We start from the raw sequence: 25,305 nt of genomic DNA, 5'->3' as shown, positions 1-25,305 counted from the left end.
TTCATGAATTCATTTCCGTTTTCAACTCCTTAGAAAATCGATGATTGGGGTGATTACCATGTTGAGATATACATTAAATCGTTTTAAATGGGCGATTATTACTTTATGGGCGGTTATTACATTAACGTTCATCATAATGCATACGATTCCGGGAAATCCATTTGCCAAAGAAGGAGCAATGCCTCCGGCTGTTTATGAAAATCTTCAAACCCACTATGGATTGGACAAGCCTTTGCTAACCCAATATGGGAATTATTTATTGGAAGTCGTTCAATTCGATTTCGGTCCTTCACTTAAATCCTCATCCATTTCAGTGAATGATTACATCTTGAAGGGGTTCCCAGTGTCCTTGCATTTGGGCGCACAAGCATTGGTGATTGCCATATTCTTTGGGCTCATCTTGGGGGTAGTGGCCTCCCTTAAAAGAAATAAATGGCCGGACTATTTTTCTATGGTCATTGCCATCGTAGGGATTTCGGTACCCAACTTTATTTTAGCGACCATTTTGATCAATTATTTTGCAATCAAATGGCATATATTCCCTGTTGCCACTTGGGCAACATGGCAGCATACCATACTACCATCCATTGCCCTGTCCATGATGCCACTTGCTTTCATTGCCAGATTGATGCGGACAAGCATGCTTGAGGTAATGGGGCAGGACTACATTCTGACAGCAAAAGCAAAAGGATTGAAACGAAGCGGAGTCATCATCAAACATGCGATACGGAATGCGTTATTGCCGATCATCACGATCCTTGGTATCCTAACGGCTAATATCGTAACAGGGAGCTTCATCATTGAACGTATTTTTGGTATCCCTGGCATGGGTGATATGTTTGTAAAGGGGATTTCCAACCGAGACTACCCGGTCATTCTTGGTTCAACCATTGTGTATAGTGCAGTGCTAATCATTTTGATATTCATCGTTGATGTTGCCTATACGTTGATCGATCCAAGAATTAAAGTGACGGGGGAGAAAAAATAATGGCAGATAAAGTGCATTTTACAGAGGATATGTTCCAACCCGCTGAAGGAAACTTTAAGGAAGCCGAGAAAATTGCGAGACCGACAGTTTCATACTGGTCTGACGTCTGGCGTCGTTTTAAGGAAAATAAGCTGGCAATGACTGGTTTCGTCCTGATTATCCTCTTGGTCCTGCTGGCGATTTTTGGTCCATATATTAACGGTTACACGTATTATGGACAAGACTTTGAGAAAAAGAATTTAAGCCCAAATAGTGAGCATTGGTTTGGAACGGATTCCTCAGGTAGGGATTTATTCACGCGAGCTTGGTATGGCGCAAGGATTTCCTTGTTCATCGGATTGATGGCAGCGCTGATAGACTTTTTGATTGGTGTGCTTTATGGCGGGATTTCAGCCATCCGTGGCGGACGCACAGATAACATGATGATGCGTTTTGCAGAAGTGATCTATGCGATTCCATACCTTTTGATGGTCATCTTGATGATGGTTGTATTAAAGCCAGGCATATTGCCGATCATCATCGCGATGTCGATAACAGGATGGATCCCTATGGCAAGACTGGTAAGGGGACAAGTATTACAGTTGAAAGAGAATGAATACATTCATGCAGCAACCATATCTGGAGCCAATACGAGCTGGACGTTAAGAAAACATATGATTCCCAATACGATGGGACCGATTCTTGTCAATTTGACATTGACGGTACCAACAGCGATTTTTGCCGAAGCGACTTTAAGCTTTTTGGGGCTGGGAGTGCCGGCGCCGCAGGCAAGCTGGGGAACATTGACAAGTGATGCACTGGGAAGCATCCTGGTGGGGAATTTCTATCAGCTTCTCATCCCGGCTATTTTGATTTCCTTGACGATGTTCGCGTTCAATGTAGCTGGTGACGGTCTGCAGGATGCTCTTGATCCAAAACTACGAAAATAAATGAGTCCTAACATAAAGATTTGATATGACTAGAATAGGAGGGACGATGATGGAGAACCTATTAGAAGTAAACGATTTACACATCACCTTCCATACGTATGCAGGAAAAGTGCAGGCTGTTCGCGGCGTGAACTTTGAAGTGAAAAAAGGGGAAGCCGTCGCCATTGTTGGAGAGTCAGGATGCGGCAAAAGTGTCACTGCAAAATCTATCATGAGATTATTGGAAACACCTCCAGCAGAGTATGGAAAAGGGTCAATTAATTTTAGCGGCAAAGATCTTACGAAAATAAGTGAAAAGGAAATGCAGAAGATTCGCGGAAATGATATTAGCATGATTTTCCAGGATCCAATGACTTCCCTTAATCCTACGACAAAAATCGGCAGCCAAATCATGGAAGGTATATTGAAGCATAATAGCAATATCTCCCGAAAGGATGCGTATGAACGAGCTTTGGAAACATTGAAGCTGGTAGGGATTCCGCAGCCGGAAAAAAGGATGCAGCAATATCCGCATGAGTTTTCAGGAGGTATGCGCCAGAGGGCGATGATTGCAATGGCGCTAGCATGTGAACCGAAACTATTGATTGCCGATGAGCCCACGACGGCTTTGGATGTAACGATACAGGCGCAAATCCTGGAGCTGATGAAAGATATCCAACGGAGAATGGAAACATCCATCATTCTGATCACGCATGATCTGGGAGTGGTTGCGGAAACTTGCGAACGGGTGGTCGTCATGTATGCTGGTAAGGTTGTGGAAACCGGTACAGTTGAAGCGATATTTTCCAAGCCGCAGCATCCATATACAAGAGGGCTGCTCAAGACTGTGCCAAGGCTTGATATGGAAAAAACGGCTCCGTTAGTGCCTATCATCGGATCGCCGCCGGATTTATTGGATCCGCCTAAAGGCTGCCCATTTTATCCAAGGTGTGAATCTGCAATGAAGGTATGCAAAGACCACGATCCGGAACTAGAGGTAGTGGAAGAGGGGCAGACAGCCGCTTGCTGGCTACACCATCCAATGGCAAAAGCAACACAGCTGCAAGCACAGACTAATGTATGAAGGAGGAGAACCAATGGTTTCACTAAAAAATAAGGCGGTAGAAGAAAAAACAATCAACGCAGATTCTCCTCTCGTTGAAATTAAGAACCTGAAAAAATATTTTCCCGTCGGTTCTCAGACGCTGAAAGCGGTCGATGGCTTGGATCTCAAGATTTATCCTGGGGAAACGGTCGGACTTGTTGGGGAAAGCGGCTGCGGGAAATCAACGGCTGGCCGGACGATAACCCGCCTATATGAGCCTACAGAAGGAGAAGTCCTTTTTCAGGGGAAAAATATTTTCGATTATAAACAGGGGGAAATGTCACATATCCGCCGTGAAATCCAAATGATTTTCCAGGATCCGTACGCTTCGCTGAATCCGAGGATGAAGGTCGAGGAATTGATTGGCGAGCCGCTTGCCATCCATGGGATATCCAAAGGAAAAGAAAGAAGAAAACGTGTGGAAGATCTGTTAAAGCTGGTCGGTCTAAGTCCGGAACACATCACTCGTTTCCCGCATGAATTCAGCGGCGGACAACGGCAGCGGATCGGGATTGCAAGAGCGTTGGCTTTAAATCCTAAATTCATCGTTTGTGATGAACCGATTTCAGCACTTGACGTTTCGATTCAAGCTCAAGTCGTCAATTTATTGAAAGAATTGCAAAAAGAAATGGGCTTGACTTATTTATTCATCGCGCATGATTTATCGATGGTCAAGTATATTTCAGATCGCATCTTGGTCATGTATCTTGGACGCATGATGGAACTTTCGGATAGTGAATCGTTAACGAAGGATCCGCTGCACCCATACACGCAAGCCTTGCTTTCGGCAGTGCCGATTCCTGACCCGACGATTAAACGTGAAAGAATCGTCCTTAAAGGCGATGTTCCAAGTCCGATCAATCCGCCAAGCGGCTGTGTATTCCGGACTCGTTGCCCTAAAGCGATGGAGATTTGCTCCAGTGCCGTCCCTGAATGGAAAGAACAAAAACCAGGACATTTCGTCGCTTGTCATTTATATTGGTAAACCTAAAAACCAGTTGCCCTTTGCAGCTGGTCTTTTTTTGAGGACAAATAATATCGTGTGGTATAATTTAGGTATATTCGCAGAATACGAAAATATTAATCTGAAAATTATGTGATTTTTCAAGTGCAAGAGTTCCTTTCTTGAAAAATGATGAAATCTGGTGATGAATTGGAGGTACCTTGGAAGGTTGCAGCTGGTCTGAATTTTAAAAATATGAAAATGCTGAAGCGGTTTGTCCAAGCGATGAAAAACCAGGACGTTTCCCTGAGGACGAACCGGATGAAGTGGAAGAAGACGGAAGGTATTTGCTTTCGATTTCGAGAACTGATTTTGTTAAAATCGCTTCGATAAATATAGGAATCGATAAGGTGGTGGAGCTTTCGGGAAAATTACGTTATATGTGAAACGGTTGTAATCAACAAGCACAGACGGCATGTAGAAGGCATGACAAAAAGAGTTGTTAGGGAGGAATTATCTGTTTATTAAAACAAATAACTGGGAATATACATATAAAACATATAAAATGTAATTATATGTAAAAATAAAGAAATATGTGTTGAATGCTTCGGTGTGAGAAAAGGAGGAAATGATAGTGTATTCTACGATAACCAGTGAAATCATCGATCATGTCATGATCGTTACGCTAAATCGTCCTGAAAGAATGAATGCTTTCAATGAAAAGATGTGCGCTGAAATGATTCTCGCTTTTGATGAAGCGGACGCAAATGATGATGTACGCGCGGTTATTGTAACGGGTTCCGGTGAGGCTTATTGTGCTGGAATGGATCTGGAGAAGGGGGCAGAAACCTTTATGGATCACACTCCTTTAGTTGAATACCGCGATGCTGGCGGAGTGCTGTCATTACGGATTTTTGAGCTGAAGAAACCGATCATTGCTGCCATTAATGGGTCGGCGGTCGGGATTGGGATTACCATGACCCTGCCGATGGATATCAGGATTGCTTCAACGGAAGCCAAAATGGGCTTTGTGTTTGCACGTAGGGGGATTACGATGGAGGCTTGCAGCGGATGGTTCTTACCTAGACTTGTCGGGATGGGGAAAGCCTCTGAATGGATTTATACTGGCAGGATGATTTCGGCCAACGAAGCGTATGAGGGCAGGTTGGTGAACAAAATTGTCGGACCGGATGAATTGATGGCTGCGGCAATGGAAATAGCGACCGACATTGCCCATAATACGTCTTCGGTTTCCGTGACTTTATCCAGGCAGCTGATGTGGACGATGCTTGGGGCCAACCATCCTGTCGAATCACATAAAATAGAATCGAAGATGCTCCATTGGACAGGAAAACAACCGGATGCTCAGGAAGGGATTGAAGCATTCTTGGAGAAAAGGAAAGCTGATTTCAAAATGAAAAGCAGCTCCGATATGCCACCATTTTATCCGTGGAGCTCGGATCGAACGCATGAAGCGGAAAAGAAATGAATGATTCACGCGTGAAAGGAATGGGGATGAAGTGCGTGATAATTTTTACTTTTCGGATAAATTAGGGTTTCCTATCTTAGTGTGGTATACTGTGTTTACCATTTACTAAACTTGTTTCATGTTTCCCTATTCCAAGTGAATAGGGATTTTTTTATGATGGAAAAATGGAAAAATTAATAAAAAAAACAGACTCTACAAGTAGAGTCCGTTATATATTGTATTAAAAAATTACGCTTTTTGAACGTTAGTAGCTTGAGGCCCACGTTGACCTTGCTCAACTTCAAAAGTAACTTCTTGACCTTCGTCTAATGATTTGAATCCTTCGCTTTGGATAGCTGAGAAATGTACGAATACATCGTCTCCGTTTTCGCGTTCGATGAAGCCAAATCCTTTTTCTGCGTTAAACCATTTTACTTTACCTTGTTCCATTGTTGTTGCCTCCTAGTGTGAATTCACACATTGTGTTACTACCCTTGCTCAATCATTAGACGAAAAGTATTTCACTAATCGATCTTCCCGAACAAAAATAATTCTTCTTAAATATAACAGATAATGTCGGAATCTGCAAGCGAACAAAGCTAGATTATTTATGGTGTCCAAACACACAGAGATTATTAATAGCCTTTTTTGTAATCCAGTAAGTTGGTTGAAGGTGTTTTGCCGTTGAGATATTCCATTAAATTAGGAATGAAAATATCTTGGACCAGCCTTTGGTCGTACAATTCCGTATCTCCCGATGTGTGGGGCGTAATAATGACATTATTCATATCCCACAAAGGATTGGTTTCTGGAAGCGGTTCAGTTTCAAATACGTCAAGGCCTGCTCCAGCAATTTGCTTCTCCAAAAGTGCTTGGACCAATTCCGGTTGGTTAACGAGTTTTCCTCTACCGATATTAATGAAGAAAGCGGAAGACTTCATAAGCTGGAATTCGTTTTTGCCGAACATATTCTCTGTCTCTGCCGTCAAAGGCAAAGTCACGACGATATAATCACATCTAGGAAGTAAATCAGCCAATTGTTCCTGAGTGAACATCTCGTCGACGAATTGCTCGGATTTCCCGGAGCGGCGCAACCCCAATACTGTCATGCCAAAAGCCTTGGCGATTTTGGCGGTTTCCTTGCCGATTTTACCGACACCAATGATTCCGATCGTCTTTTCATGGATCTCCAAATGCATTTTGGCGGGTTGCCAAGACTTTTCTAGCTGTTGCTTCATATATGTATCTAGTTTTCTTGTTAAGGCAAGCATCAACCCGAAAATGGTTTCAGATATAGGATAGGCATGTACACCGTTTGCTGTCGTTATTTGGACGTTATTTTGTTCCAAGCTCTTCAAGGGCAGGCTGTTCACTCCGGCACTCCACGTCTGAATCCACTTCACATCGCTTGCTTTTATGTTTGTGGACATGGAAGATTTCCAGCCTGCGATCACTTCGGCATCCGTTAAATGATCCTTCCATATATCTGTTGACCTTCCTATGATCACCTGCCAATCGGGAACCAATTCTTTAACTTTTTCCACTAAAGGTTCATTCAAATTATGACTGATAATGAGTTTTCTTTTGGACATGTACATTCTCCTTTGCCATTTTTCTGAATTATACGTAAGTTTTGTTTATATATCAATTGGGAAACGTGCTAGGATGGTTTTATCGATACAAATTAATGAAAGTGGGTGTGGACATGAACGTGAAGGATATATACGGAGATTTGCCTGCCATTGAAACAAAACGTCTAATTATGCGAAAGATCAACATGGAAGACGCCGAAGACATGTTCGCTTATACATCGAATCCGGCGGTTTCCCGTTTTGTCACTTGGGAGGCACACCGTTCCTTGAGTGATACAAAGGATTTCATCCAGCTTGTCCTGCAAAACTATGAGGACAAGAAAATTGCACCGTGGGGAATCGAGCACAAGGAAAGTGGTAAGTTAATTGGTACCATCGACTTTGTTTCCTGGCTTGTGAATCATCATCTTGCAGAAATGGGGTATGTGCTGGCACCGGAATATTGGGGGAGGGGCTTGATGACTGAGGCCGTTAGAAAGTTTGTGGCCTTTGGTTTTGAAAATATGAATCTTGTACGGATTCAAGCGCGCTGCTATGTTGAAAATCTGGGTTCGGAGCGAGTCATGCAAAAAGCGGGCATGTCATTTGAAGGAATCGTAAGAAAAGGGATGCTGGTGAAAGGGGAGCATGTGAACCTTAAGCTTTATGCCATTATTAAATGACCAAGCAAGAAAGACAGCTGGATGCGAAATGAGTGAAAGTCTCGAATTGTGACAAAACGAACACTTTGTGCAATTAATGAAGGCGAAAACTATACAAAACGTCTAATGTAATAGGGCCGATTGAAAAATATAATTAAACTATCAAATCGTATTGAATGGGAGGGTTAATTAATGGAAGTTATGAAAGAAGTGGAAACGTTAAAGAATTACATCGGTGGCAAGTGGGTGGCATCCTCCACATCGAAGCATGAAGAAGTGCCTAATCCAGCGACAGGGGAAGCTTTGGCAATCGTCCCGCTTTCCACTAAGGAAGATGTCGATCAAGCAGTGAAAGCTGCAAATGAGGCGTATAAGGATTGGAAGCGAGTTGCTGTTCCAAAAAGGGCGCGTTTCTTATTCCGTTACCAGCAATTATTGATCGAACATTGGGATGAGCTTGCCAAACTCGTCACGATTGAAAATGGAAAAAGCTACACGGAAGCATACGGGGAGGTACAACGCGGCATTGAATGCGTAGAATTCGCTGCGGGTGCGCCGACCTTGATGATGGGAAGCCAGCTGCCTGATATATCCCCTGGAATTGAATCTGGCATGTATCGCTACCCGATCGGGGTCGTTGCGGGAATCACACCGTTTAATTTCCCGATGATGGTGCCATGCTGGATGTTCCCGCTTGCAATAGCATGTGGAAATACGTTCATCTTAAAACCATCAGAACGGACGCCTCTCTTGGCGAACCGTCTAGTTGAATTATTGACGGAAGCAGGCCTACCTGACGGAGTTGTCAATATTGTCCACGGTGCCCACGAAGTCGTGAATGGAATACTTGAGCATGATGATATTAAAGCGGTTTCATTCGTTGGGTCCCAGCCTGTCGCTGAATATGTTTACAAAACGGCAGCTGCCAATAAAAAACGTGTCCAGGCTTTATCGGGAGCGAAAAATCATTCGATCGTCATGCCGGATGCCAATCTGGATAATGCCGTGACGAACATCATCAATGCTGCTTTCGGATCAGCTGGCGAGCGTTGTATGGCTGCTTCGGTGGTCGTTGCAGTAGGTGAAGTGGGAGATGTGCTCGTCGATAGATTAAAGGCTGCGGCGAATGATATTAAAATTGGAAACGGAATGGATAAAGACGTATTTCTTGGACCGGTTATCCGTGATTCGCATAAAAAGAAAACGGAGCAATATATTGACCTCGGGGTAAAAGAAGGTGCGACTCTCCTTCGTGATGGCAGGAATGAAGGTGATCAGGAAAATGGCTATTACGTTGGCCCGACTTTATTTGACCATGTAAAAACGGACATGAAGATATGGCAGGATGAAATCTTTGCCCCTGTCTTATCCATTGTACGGGTCAATTCCCTTGAAGAAGCGATCGACTTGACCAATCAATCCGAATTTGCCAATGGAGCTTGCATCTATACGGATAGCGCAAAGGCAATACGGGAATTCCGCGAAGAAATTGATGCAGGAATGCTAGGTGTGAACCTTGGGGTACCAGCCCCGATGGCATTCTTTCCGTTCTCCGGCTATAAAAATTCATTTTACGGAGACCTCCATGCCAATGGAAAGGACGGAGTGGAATTTTACACGAGAAAGAAAATGTTGACGGCAAGATACTGATACGAATATTGGGGTCGACACCATGTGTGCTCGACCCTCCTTTATTCATCATTTAGGAGGAGAGTGTGTTATGCAGGTTGAAAAACAAGGTCAGGATATCAGGACTATGGATGGGAAATATGTATGGCACCATATGAAAGGAGCTGAACCGAACCCAGGGACAATGGTGATAGAAAAGGGGAAAGGGGCATGGATCACGGATTTGGATGGGAACCGGTATTTGGATGGGATGTCCGGTTTATGGTGTGTCAACGTTGGTTATGGACGTACGGAACTGGCTGAAGCAGCATACGAGCAGCTGAAGGAACTTCCGTATGCCCCTTTAACGAACAGTCACATCCCAGCCATTAAGCTTGCGGCGAAATTGAATGATTGGCTTGGCGGGGATTATGTCATTTTCTTTTCTAACAGTGGTTCGGAAGCGAATGAAATCGCTTTTAAAATCGCTCGGCAGTACCATCTGCAAAAAGGTGATCATGGACGTTATAAATTCATCTCCCGCTACCGTGGGTATCACGGCAATTCAATGGGGGCACTGGCTGCAACAGGACAGGCACAACGTAAGTATAAGTATGAACCGCTTGCTCCTGGATTCCTTCATGTGTCGCCACCTGATTCCTACCGAGATCCAGAGGACGAAAGCGGCGAAAAAAGTGCGGCGGAAATCGAACGTACGATTACATGGGAGTTAAAGGAGACAGTAGCTGCGGTCATCATGGAGCCGATCATCACCGGTGGCGGAATTTTGATGCCGCCTGATGGATATATGAAGCGGGTCGAGGAAATTTGCGAGAAAAATGGTGTACTGCTTATTTCCGATGAGGTCATTTGCGGGTTTGGCCGAACTGGAAGGAAATTCGGATTCATGAACTATGATGTAAAACCGGATATCGTTACAATGGCAAAAGGGATTACCAGTGCTTACCTGCCTTTATCGGCCACAGCTGTAAAACGGGAAATTTATGAAGCGTACGTCGGTTCGGATGATTATGATCGATTGCGTCATGTGAATACCTTTGGCGGCAATCCAGCTTCCTGTGCGCTTGCCCTGAAGAATTTGGAAATATATGAAGATGAGAAACTGATAGAACGATCAAAAGAGTTAGGGCTCCGCTTTCTGCAAGAGTTTGAAGAAATCAAATCACACCCAAATGTTGGAGATGTTCGTGGGAAGGGATTATTGGTAGGTATTGAGCTAGTCGAAGATAAACAGACAAAACAACCGATTGAGCTCTCAAAAATCAATAAAGTGATAGCGTCCTGTAAGGAAAAGGGACTGATCATCGGCAAAAATGGAGATACGGTTGCTGGCTTCAATAATATCCTTACACTTGCACCGCCACTTAGTATTACAGAAGAAGATTTTTCTTTCATCACGGCCACAGTAAAGAGTACTTTAGCAGAACTTTAAAATAGGTGTACACTCGATTCCAATAGCTCTGTAAAGGCACCGTTCAACATGTAACGGTGCTTTTGCATTGCCCATAATGAATCGGAACCATGAGCCAAAGCTGATTTTTCGCCCGACCTGAAAAGCCTTCCAGCACTTCAAGATTTTCTTGGTACGAAATAACTTGATTGCAAATGATACCGAGAATCGGAATCTTTTTCCTTGATTAGTTTTCACGGATGTTTGAAAATGGAAGGATAAAGATCGATATTATCCATAAATAGAGGTGTGGGAGATGAAAAGTGAAGATATAACAAAAAAACTGATAGTACATACCCCTGAAATTTTAGGGAGCGGGAATTTTTCAAAGTATGCGGTCTTAGTGCCGTTAATAGAAAAAGAAGATGGAATGCACGTTCTTTTTGAAGAGCGCTCGCACAAATTAAGGCGGCAGCCCGGGGATATTTGTTTTCCTGGCGGAAAAATAGACAAATTGGATCGAGATGAGCAGGCGGCAGCGCTGAGGGAAACGAATGAGGAGCTTGGATTGGGGAAGGATGATATCTCTCACGTGTATCCAATTGATTATTTGGTATCTCCATTTGGGATGATTGTGTATCCGTTTGCAGGCCTTGTCAGTAACCTTCAGAAGATTACGCCTAATCTAGCTGAGGTTGAAACCGTTTTCACCGTACCGCTTTCGTTTTTTATGGAAAAACCTCCTGAAATATATCATGTGCAATATAAAATTGAACCGCATGAAAACTTCCCCCACGATTTGATCGTAGGCGGGGAAAATTATAAATGGCAGCCAAAACAGATGGAAGAATATTTTTACTTATATGGGGACCGCGTCATCTGGGGAATGACAGCGAAAATCCTTACCCATTTCATTGATATCCTGCGGTAGACCCTTCTAAAGGACCTTTTTTTATCCAGTTAAATCAATTAAACTTAATTTACGGAAAAGATGGCTTTTAATAGAATTGGGAGGGATGAGTGGATGAAGAATAGTTTTGAAGTACTAGAACAGGAACGTGAATTGGCCATGGCTACTCTTGTGGAATTCAGTGAGAATCGCGAATACTACGACGAAAACAAAGATCAGGAACTGAAGAAAGCGTACTATCAAGATGATTCCTTAAGCAGGGATGGGCTGAAAAATCTACTTGCAGTTACCCATAAAAACCAGCTGAACTACTCACCGCATCGTCATGTTTACCCTTGGGTGGATTTACAGGAAAATGGAAAGTTGAAGAGTCTGTATTCCGGAAAAGGCATGGATCCCATTAAAGCCATCGAAGACGACATCCGTATACTGGAAGTGTTGTCTAGCAAATCCGCAAAACTTGAGAACATGCTCGTCAATTGTGAACATGTCGTACCTCAATCGTGGTTCAATAAAAAAGAGCCGATGAGAGGGGACTTGCACCATCTGTTTGCCTGTGAACCAGGCTGTAACAGCAGCCGAGGCAACTTCCCCTACCATGATTTTGAGGATTATGTACCTGAAGTGGGAGCTGCAGGCATTAAAGCGGGGTGCGGCAAATCGGAAGAAGGTAAGTTCGAACCTGAATACGGCAAGGGGATTGTAGCAAGGGCAACGATGTATTTTTCAATTAGATATGAGGGAATCATCAATAGCAGCAATGTGAACTTGGCTCTTCTGCTGGAATGGCATCGGCTATTTCCGGTCACTACGTATGAAAAACATAGAAACCAAGCTATTCAGGAAATTCAGGGTAATCGAAACCCGTTGATAGATTTCCCGGAAATGGCGGAGAAATGGCTGTGAAGGCCAGGTAATAAAAAGGATGGAAGCAGGCAATGCAGCTTCCATCCTTTTTATTTTAATGTATTAAAGGAATTTAACGCAAACAGGGAAGGGAACTACAATATCCTTTTGCAAAAGTGTTAGTGTTCCTGTATTTTCATTCCTGGAATATAAGGTCAGGTTTCCAGATTGTTCATTGGAAGCAATCAAAAATCTTCCGCTAGGATCCAATGAAAAATCGCGTGGCCAATGTCCCTCTGTAGAAACAAGTTGGACAAAGGATAGCTGTCCCGTTTTTTGATCGGTTTCATAAACGGCAATACTATCATGTCCGCGGTTTGCAGCATATACAAACCGTCCGTCATCAGAAATATGAATTGCGCTTCCTTGGTTGTTTTCTTTAAAATCGTCGGGGGTGCTTCGAATTGTTTGTAATTCAGAAAAACGACCGGTTTGATCATCGAAGCTTAAAACGATGACTTCGGGTACAAGCTCCGCCATCACATAGGCAAACTTCCCATTTGGGTGGAACGTCAAGTGCCTTGGTCCACTTCCTGGAGCGACTGATAGGCTGCTTACTTCTTCCGGTACTCCGTTATGTATTTTATACGTTATCACTTTATCGATTCCGAGATCGACTACAGCAAAGAAGCGTTCATCCGGGCTGAAACCAGCAAAGTGAGTATGAGCTTTTTCCTGGCGCTCTTCATTCGGTCCGCGGCCTTCATGACGAATGGTGGATGATACAGGCAGGGGAGTCGCATCGGAGCGGAGCCGATATGTTTCGATCAGACCGTCTCCATAATTGGAGGTGATCAAAACGTCTTTCTTGCTGTCAACACTAACATGACAGGAAGAACCGTTGGGTGTCAGCTGTTCGCCCAGGAATGTCAATTCCCCTGATTCTTCATTTATGGAATATGCAGAGACCCCTCCGCTCCCCGCTTTTTTTAAGATGGCATATAGATGCTTTTTGTCTTCGCTGATCGTAACATAAGTCGGATCGGTTAATTCGGCTGCAAGGACCGGTGTGCTGAGTTTTCCTTCTACTGTATTTAAGGTAAAGCGGTAGATACCTTTGCTGTCACCTTTTGTATACGTTCCGATATAACCGATAATCTGCTGATCATGTTTCACCATATGAATCCCTCCAAGAGTGTTGTCGTTTTTCTTATATTTTACCATAGATGCATCTCGAATTCCTTTGCAGCGATCAGGTAATGTTTTATTGTACGAAAAAAAACCCCTGATTAAGGGGGGGACACATCCCAGCTTAACAATGTGGCAATATGCTTCTATGGGAATGAGGTTAGAGCGGGGAAAAGTAAAAAGAGCACTGACTTTGCAAGGATTCGATATGCAAATGACTATCGTTAAAAGAGAGGATGACGATTTTCCGGCTGATTCCATTGTATTAATCTCTTCACGTCCCCTGATGCAAACAAATATTCATCCAAAATCCTTTTGCTTCTGCAGGAAGCCTGAAGCGAGGTGAATGTTGTGTAGTTTTATGATTCCTCATACTCCCCTTCAATAGTTCACTTTATCATTAGTGGTTTCCCAAGCCCGGAACGGTAAATCATGGCCGCTATAAGACAATCGTTCCATTTTAAGGGTGCGGTTTTCGGCTGGGATGGAGATTTCTTGGTAAATAAAGAGATCATCAAAACCAATATGTGCAGCATCTTCCTTGGTGCTCGCAAAATAAACCGCTTTTGGACGTGCCCAATATATGGCACCGATGCACATGAGACAAGGCTCGCAGCTTGAGTATATGTCACAATCGGTTAGCTGAAAAGAATGGAGGCGCCTGCAAGCATCGCGGATTGCCTGTACTTCGGCGTGAGCTGTCGGGTCGTTGGCTGTCGTCACACTATTACAGCCTCTTCCGATGACCGTGCCATCTTTTACGATAATGGCGCCAAAAGGTCCTCCATTCTTCGCCAATACATTTTCATTTGCCATTCGAACCGCCATCTCCATGAATCTTACATCCATTTTTAACACCCCTTCATCAATTAATAAACCAAGAGCTGTATGTTATATTTTATAACGTCAATACAATATATAATATACCATATTTGTGTTATTAAGGAATATTTTTTGTGTTAGATTAAATGACGGGATATATCAGGTAGTTGAAAGAATTTTTACAAATAAAATTAAACCTGATATGGTTAAATTAAAATCAATAAAATGATGAAGGTGAAATGCATGGGGTTTTTAGGGGTTTTATTACCGATATTCGGAATTTTCGTTTTAGGCTTCATCGGTCAGAAAAAGTTTAATCTTGATACAAAATCGATTTCGACGATGGCATTATATTTAATGTCGCCATTCCTGGTGTTTAGAACGTTTTATACCGCAGAATTTACGATTGATTATATTTATCTGTTCTTATTCACGATCGCGCTTTGCCTTTCCCTCATATTGGTGGTCTATATCATTGCTTTTTTCCGGAATTATACGGTGACTGAAACGAGCGGCATGGTTTTAGCTTCGGCCTTCATGAATAATGGGAATTACGGTACGCCAGTGATTTTCCTTTTATTCGGAGCAATCGGACTTGATTATGCCATCATCCTCATGGTGGGTCAGCAATTAGTCATGTGTACGATTGGAATATATTTCGCTGCGAAGGGCAGCCCTGAGGGTAATGGGGTCAGGACTGCACTAAAAGCGGTGTGCAGGATGCCAATCGCTTATGGGGCAATTGCTGGTGCGGCTTTTCAAGTTGCGAATCTATCTTTAAGCAATTCGGTATTGGAAGCGGTAAACCTCGTTGCAGATGCGGCGATTCCGACGATCATGGTCACACTTGGAATGCAGCTTGCCAACATATCGCTGAAAAAAATGGCCTACCGGAAGCTATCGATTTCACTGCTTCTAAAACTGGCTGTTTCACCAGCGATTGCTTTCCTGATTTCACTTGCGTTGCCAGTTAATGAAATGGTCAGGCATATCATGATCATCGTGGCTGCGATGCCGACGGCGGCCAACACGACGATGTATGCACTCCAATTCAATACTGAGCCCGAATTCGTATCAAGTGCCACGTTCATAAGTACATCATTAAGCTTGATCACGCTTCCGATCATCTTTTTCTTTGTATTATAGTAGCATTGCATGTTACTAAATTAGGAGAGCTGCGTTTCTTATCTTGTATGTAAGATTGTCATTGATTTGTTGCCAATAAGAGGAATTGCTTTTTAAATTTTTCGAGCTGGTATATACTTTTTTAATTGTCTTGTTATTAAATGGGGAGGGGTTTCTTTGATTCAGACAAAAATTAAACTAGCAAATGCGGCAAAAATTGAAGCCGTTTTAATGGGAATCGTCAGAAAATCCTTTGAAGAAGCGAAAAAGGATAAACTTCTATTATGTATGGAATGTGGAGATGTTGATCTATATATCGCTTCTTCCAATAATGATGAACTTCAAGATGCAATTAATGAAAACTTTGAATTTGATGAATATGGTGTAATCATAAAGTTTGAAGAACATCAAGAATTGATGGATGATTTATATGATTATTTCCTTATCCTTCATAAGGAAAGTGATCTGTTTGATTTTTTTCCGGCAGGTCCATATTCAGTAGCAGGGGAAAGCAGAGAATCGGAAACCGATATGCTGGCGCCGAGAGGCCTATTCTCGGCTCCGTTTGAAGATGCTATAAAGGAATGAAAGAGACAGTTTATGCTGTTTCTTTTTTTTGTTCTTTAAAGCTTACACAGGATTATGGGAAATAAATCGCCTGGTAACCCTTATATATATGCATGTTTTATGGGATATGGCAATAGTATCATGAAATATAATAACATTTTTAACAAATTAAAGTTTATATGGTAATTTTAAGTAATGTCAGATATAATAAAATTGTGAATATTGAATAAATTATTTTAATTACTAGATTGAAATAATAATAAATCAGCTAGTTTTTAAAATTGCCAGAGGGACATTGGGAAATAATAATATGGAAAGGTTTTATGTCGTGGATGGTGGTAATGTTGATGAATACATAGAATATTCTGATTTTTTAAATATTATTTTTCGTCGCAGGGAGGCTAATTATGATTGTTTTTGATGAAGTGAATAAATATTTTGGTGATTTTCATGTGTTGAAAGAGATCAATCTTACAATCAACAAAGGCGAGGTGGTCGTGGTCATCGGCCCCTCCGGCTCAGGGAAAAGCACCTTGCTGCGATGCATCAATCGCCTGGAGACGATTTCCGGCGGTTCACTTTCCATTAATGGATTAAATGTTGCCGATAGAAAAACGGACATAAACAAACTGCGCCGGAATATTGGTATGGTCTTCCAGCATTTTTATTTGTATCCTCATAAAACCGTGCTCGAGAATATCATGCTTGCTCCAAGGAAGGTTTTGGGACAATCCGAAGCGGAAGCGAAAAAGATTGCCCTTAAATATTTGGAGAAAGTGGGGATCGTAGATAAAGCGAATTCTTTCCCTTCCCAGCTTTCAGGTGGTCAGCAGCAGCGGGTTGCAATTGCTAGAGGGTTGGCGATGGGACCGGAGATCATGCTGTTTGATGAACCGACCTCAGCCTTGGATCCAGAAATGATAGGTGAGGTATTGGATGTAATGAAAGACCTGGCCCATGAAGGAATGACGATGGTGGTGGTCACCCACGAAATGGGATTTGCCCGTGAAGTGGCGGACCGAATCGTATTCATGGACGAAGGTAAGGTTCTAGAAGAGGCAACACCGGCTGAGTTCTACGCCAATCCTCGTGAGGAGAGGGCACGCTTATTCCTTAGCCGTATATTAAATCATTAAAATAGAAAACAGGGGTGAATCACATGTTGAAGAAAAAGAAATGGGTGAAATTGTCTTTGCTATCGTTACTGGCTGTCATTTTATTGGCTGGATGCAGCTCTGGCAAGGATTCCGACAAAGGCAAAGAAGGTGGCAGTAAAAGTAAAGATACCGATGTCCTTACACAGGTGAAGGATAAGGATGAGATTGTGTTTGGGGTCAAAAATGATACAAGATTATTCGGGTTGAAAAATCCCAGTACCGGCGATGTAGAAGGATTTGATATTGATATCGCCAAAGCGCTTGCAGCTGAAGTTCTTGGTGATGAGAACAAAGTGAAATTTAAAGAAGTGACTTCCAAAACACGGATGGCTTTATTAAACAATGGCGATATCGATGCAATTGTAGCGACCATGACGATAACGGAAGATCGTAAAAAAGAAGTGGATTTCACGGATGTATATTTTGATGCCGGACAATCTTTGCTAGTTAAGAAAGGCAGCGACATCAAGGGCATCGATAGTTTAAAAGGCAAAAAGGTATTGGCTGTAAAAGGATCGACATCTTCCATCAACATCCGAGAAAAAGCACCTGACGCACAAGTGCTTGAATTCGAAAACTATTCTGAAGCGTTTGCAGCCCTTAAATCAGGGCAAGGGGATGCCTTGACTACGGACGATTCCATCCTTTATGGTATGGCGGACGAAGATCCGAGTTATGAGCTTGTTGGCGGTACATTTACGGACGAGCCGTATGGGATAGCTGTTAAAAAGGGAAATGCTGATTTTGTTGCCGAATTGAATAAAGCACTCAAAGCACTTAAAGATTCTGGCAAGTACGATGAAATCCATGATAAATGGATTAAACATTAATACAAAAGTAAGGTTGAGGGTCTTTACAAACATTTGAACATTTTTTTCTGTGAGGATGAGCGAATTGCTCATCCTTACTAGTTAAAGGAGTGAATGCCGTGCTTGATTTCTCCATTTTAACAGAGAATCTGGATATGTATTTATTAGGCTTTAAAAATACGATACTGGCGAGTTTGATAGCATTAGTCGCGAGTTTGATCCTTGGTATACTTGTTGCCATCATGCGAATTTCCCCGATAAAGCCGCTGAATTGGCTTGGAACGGCCTATGTCGAGTTCATTCGAAATATTCCGTTATTGATCATTACCTTTTTCTTCTTTCTCGGTCTCAAACTTAGCGGTCTTTATGCAGGAACATTAGCCTTAAGCATCTATACTTCATCATTCATTGCCGAGGCCATTAGGGCGGGCATACTTTCCGTGCCAAAAGGGCAAATGGAAGCTGCCCGTTCATCAGGGCTGACCTATGGACAGGCAATGACACTCGTCATTTTGCCGCAGGCAGTCAAAATAGTCATTCCGCCTTTAGGTAACCAATTCATCAATCTCGTGAAGAATTCGTCCATTTTAGCCGTGGTTGCCGGACTTGACCTCATGTACCAAGGAGATTTAATTTCTTCACGAACTTTTGTCGTGTTCGATGTCTACATTTTTGTTGCCGCGTTTTATTTAATTCTTACCATTCCTTTAAGCCTAGGCGTTGGTTATTTGGAAAAACGTCTGGCTAAGAGTAATTGAGGGAGGTATAACGTATGGATTTTGCAGGTGCCTATTCACCGGATAATTTAGCATTTTTATTGGAAGGCTTATGGGTAACGCTTAAGGTAGCGTTTATATCGATCGTTCTTAGTTTCATTATTGGCGGGATTGTGGGAATAATCCGATACGCAAAAGTGCCGGTTTTATCCCAAATATTAGCTCTTGTCGTAGAAACGGTACGGAATTTACCGTTATTATTAATCATATTTTTTACTTATTTTGCTTTACCAGAAATAAGCATTAAACTGGAAATCATTCCTGCAGCCATCGTGGCTTTGACGATCTTTGAGTCGGCGATGCTTTCTGAAGTCATCAGAAGCGGTTTAAAATCCATTGATAAAGGTCAAATGGAGGCAGCCCGGTCTTCAGGCTTAAGCTATACACAGGCTTTGATACATATCATTCTGCCCCAGGCGCTGCGTCGCATGGTTCCCCCTATAGTCAGCCAATTCATCTCGCTTTTGAAGGACACCTCTTTGGCGGTCGTCATTTCATTGCCGGAGCTGACCCATCATGGGCAGATTATTTACGGACAGAGTCAGAAATATTTAATACCGATTTTGATCCTCGTAGCACTTATGTATTTCGTCGTTAACTATAGCCTGTCCTTGATGGCACAAAGGCTTGAAGTGAGACGATCTTAAGCATGTTGCTTTCACAAGTCACTTCATATTGTAGATAGGCTCGATAATTCGAGTTTGTCTACATTTTTTTGTTTACAAACTGTCAAATGGTACGTGAAGCCCTCGCTTTTCTAGCGGAGACTGGTATTCCAGCAGGAATGTTGAATACCTATTGGATCCGTTAAGACAAAACAGTCAAATCTTCAGTTTTGACGATAGGCTTTGTTCGTTGCACCTGTCTGCGGAGGCACATGATATGTGAATGATTATATTCCGGACCTGTTGACATTCAGGTGATTGATGAATGGGTATCTAGAATGTAAGCAATGGGATAACTTTCATTTTTGGGTGTTACTATTGTCCTCCTCAAACAAAGAAAGGAGCTGGGAGCCCTACAGTAAATGATTGAGCATATAAAAATTGAATCTTTTTCTTTCATTGGCCGTATATATAAAGTAAGAAGGCGGGTGGGTAAATATGGATGAAGTTAAACGGAGCAATAGTAAAGCGATAGTTACGCTGGTTATGGGAGTACTTTCCCTGCTTATTCCTTTAATCGGAATTATATTAGGTGTACTTGGGCTAATCTTTGCATCAAAAAGCAAAGCGGAAATGAAGGTTACTGGAGAGTCAGGAAATGGTTTAGTGACAGCGGGAAAAGTGTGCAGCGTAGTCGGGATCATTCTAAATATAATAGCGATTTTAATTTTCTTCGTGTTTTTTTATTTTGTCGTGAATACGGATATTTCTACCTATTGATAACACATAAAATAACTTGACAAATAAAGAAAAAGGAAGATAAACCTCTTTTTGGATAAATTTTATGATATAATTAACTTATAATTGGAAATATTCATGAAGGGATGATAATTTGACCATTCAAATCTTTGAGTATCCAGCCGTATTCTATTATGAAAAACATCCGTTGATTATCGACTCTTTCTCTGTTCAAGTTTGTTTTCCGGATTTCAGGCAAGAGGGATTTGTTTCTTCAGTTAGCGGCAGAAACCGGGTAGATGCCTTAGCTTGTGCTCAAGAACTATTGGAAACCATGGTCGAACATTTCATTCACGACAAAAAAACGATACCGGATGCAAGTGAAATGGAAAAGGTGAACCTTGATAGGGGAATTAATATCTGTGAGGCTTCCCCATTCCGAATTGAAATCGAAAATATCATATATGAGAAATGAAAATCTTGCCCAGTAAAGGACAAGATTTTTATTTTGGCTTCATGTTGGAAAGTGAATGGTGATCGATGTTAAATCGTTAATCTAAAGTGGGCATCCCCCGGTAATGTGATCTATAGAAAAAAGGATTAAACGCTACGATACGCGTCTATCTTTGAGCGGCCATCACTCCTAAAAAGGATGATGGTATTTATTTTTTGTAATTATAATTTTTTATTTTTTGCGGAAAGGATATTGCGTTCTTTATAACGAATATGTATAGTATAGGTAACGTAGGTAAAAAGTATGAATAAGTATAGATTTTGGAGGTGTATGTGTGAAATATTATATGGCATCAGACGAAAAAAATATGAAGCAAGTAAGGTCGTTGATTAAAAAACTGACCTCAAAAGGGTTTACTTGTGTTAATGACTGGAATATACAAGTCAATGAAGAAGAAAGTCAAATTGCGGATGGCATTGGCGAATACGAAAAAAAGGGCATTGAGGAAGCCGATTTTATGCTGATTTTCCTAACTGCAGGAAAGGGGAATCTCTCCGAGCTTGGATATGCTTTATCATTAGATAAAAATATTATTGTATATTCACCCGAGAAAGACAACTATCATATTAACAAAAAATCGATTTTTCATAATTTGCCCGGAGTAACCATTTGCAGCGGTACATTTTATAAGCTGGTTAAATTGATACATACTCTTTCTCCGGAAGAATTGGAAAAGGAGAATTCCGTTCGCATGGATTAATTGTCAAATATAGAAATTAAAAAGCTACCCTCTTATAAAATATCCTTTGAACGTACTGTTTAGTGTATTTTAAATGAGGGTAAAGACGATTTAAAAAGGAGAGGACTGTTTTGGCCATTATAGATATCGACCAGTTATTGCAAGCTACTGAAGAGATTGCAGAAGAATCAGTTCCATTCCACCTTGTTACATTTGACATTGATCAGCTTTTAGATAAAACGGATAAATGGAATTGGTAAGGCTTTCTTCAAAAAAAACCTGATTACCAAGATGAAAAAGGAAGGTAATCAGGCTTGTGGCTATTCACAATTGAAATTAAAGCTGACGTCCTTTTACAAATCCTAAAATCACAAACATTAAGATGGAACCGATAACGAAGGTTGATTTAATGATCGTTATGAGAAGTTCATCGTACATTTGATTTTCCTCCTTGTATGTAATGTAAGACAGTGCGATTATGATTCGCTGTTCATGATTAAATTATAACACAAAGCCGGTATGTCCGTAGGGAAATTTAGGTCGTTCTGGGTAATGTTGTATGAGTGGAGGTCGAGCGGCAAAAAAAAATGATATCCTCTCAAATTGGATATCAGAATGACTTATTATTTTATGCCAAGCGCTTTTTTTGTTTTGGGTCCTACGACCCCATCAGCTGTAAGTTTTTTTGTTTTTTGAAATGTTTTTACGGCCACTTCGGTATTTTTTCCAAATTCCCCGTCTATTCCTTTCGTATTAAATCCAAGTTTTGTCAACCTTTTTTGCAGTTCAACTACTTGAGGACCACTACTTCCTTTTTTTAATGTCGATAGGGTTGCCTGTACTGGCACACTTTCAGGGCCACTCACTTTATACCCGTTTTGAGCAGCGATGGAAGCAAAGGGCTTATTGGAACTGGCAAACAAGACTACAGTGTTCATCCTCACTTTTTCATACAGCCATTGGATATCATTGTTGTACATTCGAATACAACCTGCACTTATATATTTCCCGATGGAGTTAGAGTCATTATTGCCATGAATGGCATACGTATTCCCCGGTGTATTGCGTGCATTAATCCCCAGCCATCGTTTTCCCAGAGGATTCTTTGGATCTCCTCCCTTAATGTTTCCTTTGTAGTAGGGACGATTCATGATCTTTGTCACTACCTTGAACTTCCCTTCAGGGGTATAGGAAGCTTCCTTTCCCGTCGCAACAGGAAACACCTTCACTAATTTGTCATTCTCGTAATATGCCAGCTGATTATTGGCTTTCTTGATGATAATCAGCTGTCTTGATGCTGCAATGGTAGAATGGTCGAACCCTAATAAGCTAAATACGAATATTAATGCCAATACCAACACTTTATTCATGTTTTCCCCGTCCCTTATTGAAAACAGCGGATATACTCACGCATATACTATCTTATGCATGCAGACTGGAAAAAGTGACAATTTGTTATGGGGAGGGTACACTTAGTGGGGGAGACAAGTCGGTCTAAATTCGACTTTTTTCGATATATTAAGAATGATGGGCACTGTTTTTGGCCATATTACATACATTATTGAAGTGAAAATGGAGGTGGGAATAATTGTCACGCCTAAAAGTCGAGGACTATTTAGAACAAGGGATTTATGGTCCTAAAGAAATTAAGCCAGGTGAGCGAAAAGAATTTCTCGGCACTTTAAGGGAGCGCGTCATCATCGTCTTGAAAAAAAGCCAAGTTTTTGAAACTAATGTTTATCCTGAGATCGAGCAAATGATGAAACGGCATTCAGATGCAAATTTGTTATTGAATGGTCAGATGGACTATCAGTACCTTGGTAAATATATTAAATTGGCTACGAATCATAATATTCCATATAAAATTGTCCTGAATAAGGACCATGACTCTGAATTAGGTCTTGTGCTAGCCGAAAACGATGCAATAAACAAAGAGGAAATATATGTGGAAAAGCAAAAACAGACCTTTCAAATTAAAAAAGAGAAAAGCATGAAAACGAACTTAAAACAATGGGTGAAAAGAATATTTAATCAACGCTGATGAAAAAGCAATCAGTAGTGTAGCCAAACATCAGACGTTAAAAGGAGACCTTCAGGTCTCCTTTTAATCGTGGATAAATGGCTCGGATATCAGCGCTTACATCGTCCTCTTTCTTAATCTATAGAACTTCCTGAAGTTACCTAAAATCGTTTTTACTACGGAATAAGTGGGAATGGCGATTAAAATGCCGATGAATCCGTAGATTGAACCTGCAGCAAGTAACAATAAGATGATGGTCAATGGGTGGATATTGAGACGTTTTCCCATAATATTCGGGGTTACAAGATGACCTTCGACTTGTTGAACGATAGTGAGGACGATAAGCACTTTCACTGCCATCCCTACGTCTTGCTGTAAAGCAATGAAAAGGGCAGGGAGGATGCTGATTAATGGTCCAAGAAACGGTACGACTGTAAAGATCATCGCGAGAAGGGCCAAGACAAGAGCATAATCCAAATCGATAATCAGATAGCCTATATACATTAATGTTCCAATTACCAGCGATACGATAAATTGGCCGATTATGTACGTTGAAAGTGTTTTATCGACATCTTTTAAAATCGTGTTTCCCTCTGCTTCCACGTCACTTGGGATATATTTTAGCAGGAATGGTCTTAGTTTATCTCCATCCTTCAGGAAATAAAATAAAATGAATGGTGTAATGATAAGTACTGTCAAGACGCTTGTTATCGTGGTAAAAACGGTAGTTATATTCACTAATATCTTTTCGGAATATTCCTTCAAATGTTTCCCTGCATTTTCTTTTAACGCTTCCGTATTAACAATTCCAAAGTCATTTTCCTGGATGATATCTTCAGATTCTTTAGAGATTTCCTTGACTTTGTTCGGTAGGTCTTCGGATAGTTTTTGAAATTGGTCCACAACAATAGGACTTCCAAAGTAACTAACTGACCCAATCAAACCAAGTATAATCAAAAAGACAGTGAAAATGCTGATGGTCCTTGGGATAAATTCAGTTAATAGGTTAACGACGGGCCGTAATACGTAATATAGTAGCCCCGCCAAAATAATCGGGAAGAACATGGCTGCAATGATGTTTTGCAGCGGCTGTAAAACATATTCAATCTTACCTAGTAAAAAAATGATTAAAATGATCAATATAATCGCACAGGCATATTTAAAAAATGGTTTATTGATCCACAAAAAAATCCCCCCTAATTCCATTGTTACTTGATTCCCTTAATTGCCACGAAGTTAAACTAATTACAAAGGTTCAAAAGAAGTTTTAAATCAGAAAGGGGGCGAAGAAACGCAAAAAAAAGCTTTGATTACCCAACGGAAGTCACGTCAAAAAGTATCCTACTCAAGATTTGGAAAGCAACAGGCGATTAATTTCTAAGGTAGGCTCAATTCATAAAGAGTGTTGTTTTTAAACGAAATGATTAAAGGTTGGAGCGGAAGTGCGAGACTCCTGTCAGGCAGTAAGTGTTCATTGGAGGAGAAATCATGCACACCGCATTACTTGCTGAACAGCAACAAAATAATGCGAAAACAGCCTTTAGGTAAAACGGGAGGCAATACAACGATGTAAGGGTTATCATTTAATAATTATTATGAAATAGCTTATTGAACAAGCGATAGGTATTTTCTTATGATATAATATACGACATATTGGCTTTACTACTGGGAATTTATAAAAATTTGTTTTTGTTTTTCAATAAACGGACAGGCTGAAACAGACGAAATGAAAACTAATTTTTTATATCATTGGCATACGCAGCCTTATTTTCAGGAATCATGCATAAGTAATTTGGATAAATCCGAAAATTTTTTAAAAAATTCCGAAAATTTAGTCTTAAGGACTTGAACTATGATTCCTGATAGGAGTAAACTAATTAGAGAT

Annotated in this window: 27 protein-coding genes; 21 read left to right on the top strand and 6 right to left on the bottom strand. The window is 41.2% G+C overall.

All coding sequences use genetic code 11. The annotated features are described in order from the left end of the window. The first annotated feature begins 58 nt into the window (after positions 1-58). The 5 genes from ABE28_RS12325 to ABE28_RS12300 all read left to right on the top strand — a co-directional run bounded on the left by ABE28_RS12325 (position 59) and on the right by ABE28_RS12300 (position 5,433). A complete protein-coding gene (locus ABE28_RS12325) occupies positions 59-988 on the top strand; it encodes an ABC transporter permease (RefSeq protein WP_064464868.1) in 930 nt (309 codons plus the stop codon). Then, positions 988-1,917, top strand: a complete 930-nt coding sequence (locus ABE28_RS12320) for an ABC transporter permease (RefSeq protein ID WP_061140251.1) — start codon at positions 988-990, stop codon at positions 1,915-1,917. The genes ABE28_RS12325 and ABE28_RS12320 overlap by 1 nt, the downstream gene beginning before the upstream one ends. 49 nt (positions 1,918-1,966) lie before the next feature. Continuing rightward, positions 1,967-2,980 carry an ABC transporter ATP-binding protein gene (locus tag ABE28_RS12315; RefSeq protein ID WP_064464869.1) on the top strand — a complete coding sequence of 338 codons (1,014 nt, stop codon included), beginning with the start codon at positions 1,967-1,969 and terminating at the stop codon, positions 2,978-2,980. A gap of 13 nt (positions 2,981-2,993) precedes the next feature. After that, a complete protein-coding gene (locus tag ABE28_RS12310) occupies positions 2,994-3,986 on the top strand; it encodes an ABC transporter ATP-binding protein (protein WP_064464871.1) in 993 nt (330 codons plus the stop codon). Positions 3,987-4,578: 592 nt separating this feature from the next. Beyond that, positions 4,579-5,433: a crotonase/enoyl-CoA hydratase family protein gene (locus tag ABE28_RS12300; RefSeq protein ID WP_257390567.1), complete on the top strand. Its 855-nt coding sequence runs from the start codon at positions 4,579-4,581 to the stop codon at positions 5,431-5,433. A 228-nt stretch (positions 5,434-5,661) separates the two neighbouring features. Here the strand turns inward: ABE28_RS12300 and ABE28_RS12295 are convergent, their stop codons facing one another. After that, on the bottom strand, positions 5,662-5,862 hold the full coding sequence (locus tag ABE28_RS12295) for a cold-shock protein (RefSeq protein WP_029714163.1): 201 nt from the start codon (positions 5,860-5,862) through the stop codon (positions 5,662-5,664). A gap of 185 nt (positions 5,863-6,047) precedes the next feature. Further along, on the bottom strand, positions 6,048-7,004 hold the full coding sequence (locus ABE28_RS12290; protein ID WP_064464875.1) for a D-2-hydroxyacid dehydrogenase: 957 nt from the start codon (positions 7,002-7,004) through the stop codon (positions 6,048-6,050). Between the two features lie 113 nt (positions 7,005-7,117). Here ABE28_RS12290 and ABE28_RS12285 point away from each other — a divergent pair, with 113 nt between their 5' ends. The 5 genes from ABE28_RS12285 to ABE28_RS12265 all read left to right on the top strand — a co-directional run bounded on the left by ABE28_RS12285 (position 7,118) and on the right by ABE28_RS12265 (position 12,480). Next, positions 7,118-7,666, top strand: a complete 549-nt coding sequence (locus tag ABE28_RS12285; protein WP_064465305.1) for a GNAT family N-acetyltransferase — start codon at positions 7,118-7,120, stop codon at positions 7,664-7,666. Between the two features lie 171 nt (positions 7,667-7,837). Further along, positions 7,838-9,295 (top strand): CoA-acylating methylmalonate-semialdehyde dehydrogenase, encoded by a 1,458-nt coding sequence (locus tag ABE28_RS12280; protein ID WP_064464877.1) that lies wholly within the window; start codon positions 7,838-7,840, stop codon positions 9,293-9,295. Between the two features lie 70 nt (positions 9,296-9,365). Further along, positions 9,366-10,706, top strand: coding sequence for an aspartate aminotransferase family protein (locus tag ABE28_RS12275; RefSeq protein WP_064464879.1), 1,341 nt, complete (start codon positions 9,366-9,368; stop codon positions 10,704-10,706). A gap of 274 nt (positions 10,707-10,980) precedes the next feature. Then, positions 10,981-11,595: an NUDIX hydrolase gene (locus ABE28_RS12270; protein ID WP_064464882.1), complete on the top strand. Its 615-nt coding sequence runs from the start codon at positions 10,981-10,983 to the stop codon at positions 11,593-11,595. Positions 11,596-11,688: 93 nt separating this feature from the next. After that, positions 11,689-12,480, top strand: coding sequence for an endonuclease I family protein (locus ABE28_RS12265; RefSeq protein ID WP_064464884.1), 792 nt, complete (start codon positions 11,689-11,691; stop codon positions 12,478-12,480). 63 nt (positions 12,481-12,543) lie between these two features. Here ABE28_RS12265 and ABE28_RS12260 read toward each other — a convergent pair whose 3' ends face one another. Together ABE28_RS12260 and ABE28_RS12250 are read right to left on the bottom strand one after the other, a co-directional pair. Then, positions 12,544-13,596 (bottom strand): lactonase family protein, encoded by a 1,053-nt coding sequence (locus ABE28_RS12260; protein ID WP_064465306.1) that lies wholly within the window; start codon positions 13,594-13,596, stop codon positions 12,544-12,546. Positions 13,597-13,989: 393 nt separating this feature from the next. Next, positions 13,990-14,457 carry a nucleoside deaminase gene (locus ABE28_RS12250; protein WP_064464889.1) on the bottom strand — a complete coding sequence of 156 codons (468 nt, stop codon included), beginning with the start codon at positions 14,455-14,457 and terminating at the stop codon, positions 13,990-13,992. Between the two features lie 216 nt (positions 14,458-14,673). On the opposite strand from ABE28_RS12250, the gene ABE28_RS12245 reads away from it, so the two are divergent. The 10 genes from ABE28_RS12245 (at position 14,674) to ABE28_RS25735 (ending at position 21,660) form a co-directional block, all read left to right on the top strand. Next, positions 14,674-15,576: an AEC family transporter gene (locus tag ABE28_RS12245; protein ID WP_064464891.1), complete on the top strand. Its 903-nt coding sequence runs from the start codon at positions 14,674-14,676 to the stop codon at positions 15,574-15,576. 156 nt (positions 15,577-15,732) lie between these two features. Then, on the top strand, positions 15,733-16,143 hold the full coding sequence (locus ABE28_RS12240; RefSeq protein ID WP_064464893.1) for a hypothetical protein: 411 nt from the start codon (positions 15,733-15,735) through the stop codon (positions 16,141-16,143). Positions 16,144-16,529: 386 nt separating this feature from the next. Further along, positions 16,530-17,258, top strand: coding sequence for an amino acid ABC transporter ATP-binding protein (locus tag ABE28_RS12235; RefSeq protein WP_064464895.1), 729 nt, complete (start codon positions 16,530-16,532; stop codon positions 17,256-17,258). A 23-nt stretch (positions 17,259-17,281) separates the two neighbouring features. Next, a complete protein-coding gene (locus tag ABE28_RS12230; protein ID WP_064464896.1) occupies positions 17,282-18,109 on the top strand; it encodes a transporter substrate-binding domain-containing protein in 828 nt (275 codons plus the stop codon). A 98-nt stretch (positions 18,110-18,207) separates the two neighbouring features. Continuing rightward, positions 18,208-18,846 carry an amino acid ABC transporter permease gene (locus ABE28_RS12225; protein ID WP_064464898.1) on the top strand — a complete coding sequence of 213 codons (639 nt, stop codon included), beginning with the start codon at positions 18,208-18,210 and terminating at the stop codon, positions 18,844-18,846. 14 nt (positions 18,847-18,860) lie between these two features. After that, complete coding sequence (locus ABE28_RS12220) at positions 18,861-19,511, top strand: amino acid ABC transporter permease (protein WP_064464900.1); 651 nt, start codon at positions 18,861-18,863, stop codon at positions 19,509-19,511. Positions 19,512-19,967: 456 nt separating this feature from the next. Further along, the gene (locus tag ABE28_RS12215; protein WP_064464902.1) at positions 19,968-20,249 is read left to right on the top strand and encodes a DUF4190 domain-containing protein; all 282 of its coding nucleotides are present in this window, start codon (positions 19,968-19,970) and stop codon (positions 20,247-20,249) included. 112 nt (positions 20,250-20,361) lie between these two features. Then, positions 20,362-20,682, top strand: a complete 321-nt coding sequence (locus ABE28_RS12210) for a type II toxin-antitoxin system HicB family antitoxin (protein ID WP_064464903.1) — start codon at positions 20,362-20,364, stop codon at positions 20,680-20,682. A gap of 313 nt (positions 20,683-20,995) precedes the next feature. Then, complete coding sequence (locus tag ABE28_RS12205) at positions 20,996-21,421, top strand: nucleoside 2-deoxyribosyltransferase (RefSeq protein ID WP_064464905.1); 426 nt, start codon at positions 20,996-20,998, stop codon at positions 21,419-21,421. Between the two features lie 110 nt (positions 21,422-21,531). Beyond that, positions 21,532-21,660, top strand: a complete 129-nt coding sequence (locus ABE28_RS25735) for a hypothetical protein (protein ID WP_257390566.1) — start codon at positions 21,532-21,534, stop codon at positions 21,658-21,660. A 363-nt stretch (positions 21,661-22,023) separates the two neighbouring features. On the opposite strand, the gene ABE28_RS12200 is transcribed toward ABE28_RS25735, so the two are convergent. Then, on the bottom strand, positions 22,024-22,770 hold the full coding sequence (locus ABE28_RS12200) for a L,D-transpeptidase family protein (RefSeq protein WP_064464907.1): 747 nt from the start codon (positions 22,768-22,770) through the stop codon (positions 22,024-22,026). A 218-nt stretch (positions 22,771-22,988) separates the two neighbouring features. Between ABE28_RS12200 and ABE28_RS12195 the strand changes: the two genes are divergently transcribed. Beyond that, a complete protein-coding gene (locus tag ABE28_RS12195) occupies positions 22,989-23,441 on the top strand; it encodes a YueI family protein (RefSeq protein WP_064464909.1) in 453 nt (150 codons plus the stop codon). A 96-nt stretch (positions 23,442-23,537) separates the two neighbouring features. Here ABE28_RS12195 and ABE28_RS12190 read toward each other — a convergent pair whose 3' ends face one another. After that, complete coding sequence (locus tag ABE28_RS12190; RefSeq protein WP_064464911.1) at positions 23,538-24,605, bottom strand: AI-2E family transporter; 1,068 nt, start codon at positions 24,603-24,605, stop codon at positions 23,538-23,540. Positions 24,606-25,305: the final 700 nt, after the last annotated feature.

This window comes from Peribacillus muralis (assembly GCF_001645685.2).
Lineage (GTDB): Bacteria > Bacillota > Bacilli > Bacillales > DSM-1321 > Peribacillus > Peribacillus muralis_A.
This window is presented reverse-complemented; position numbering and strand designations above follow the sequence as displayed.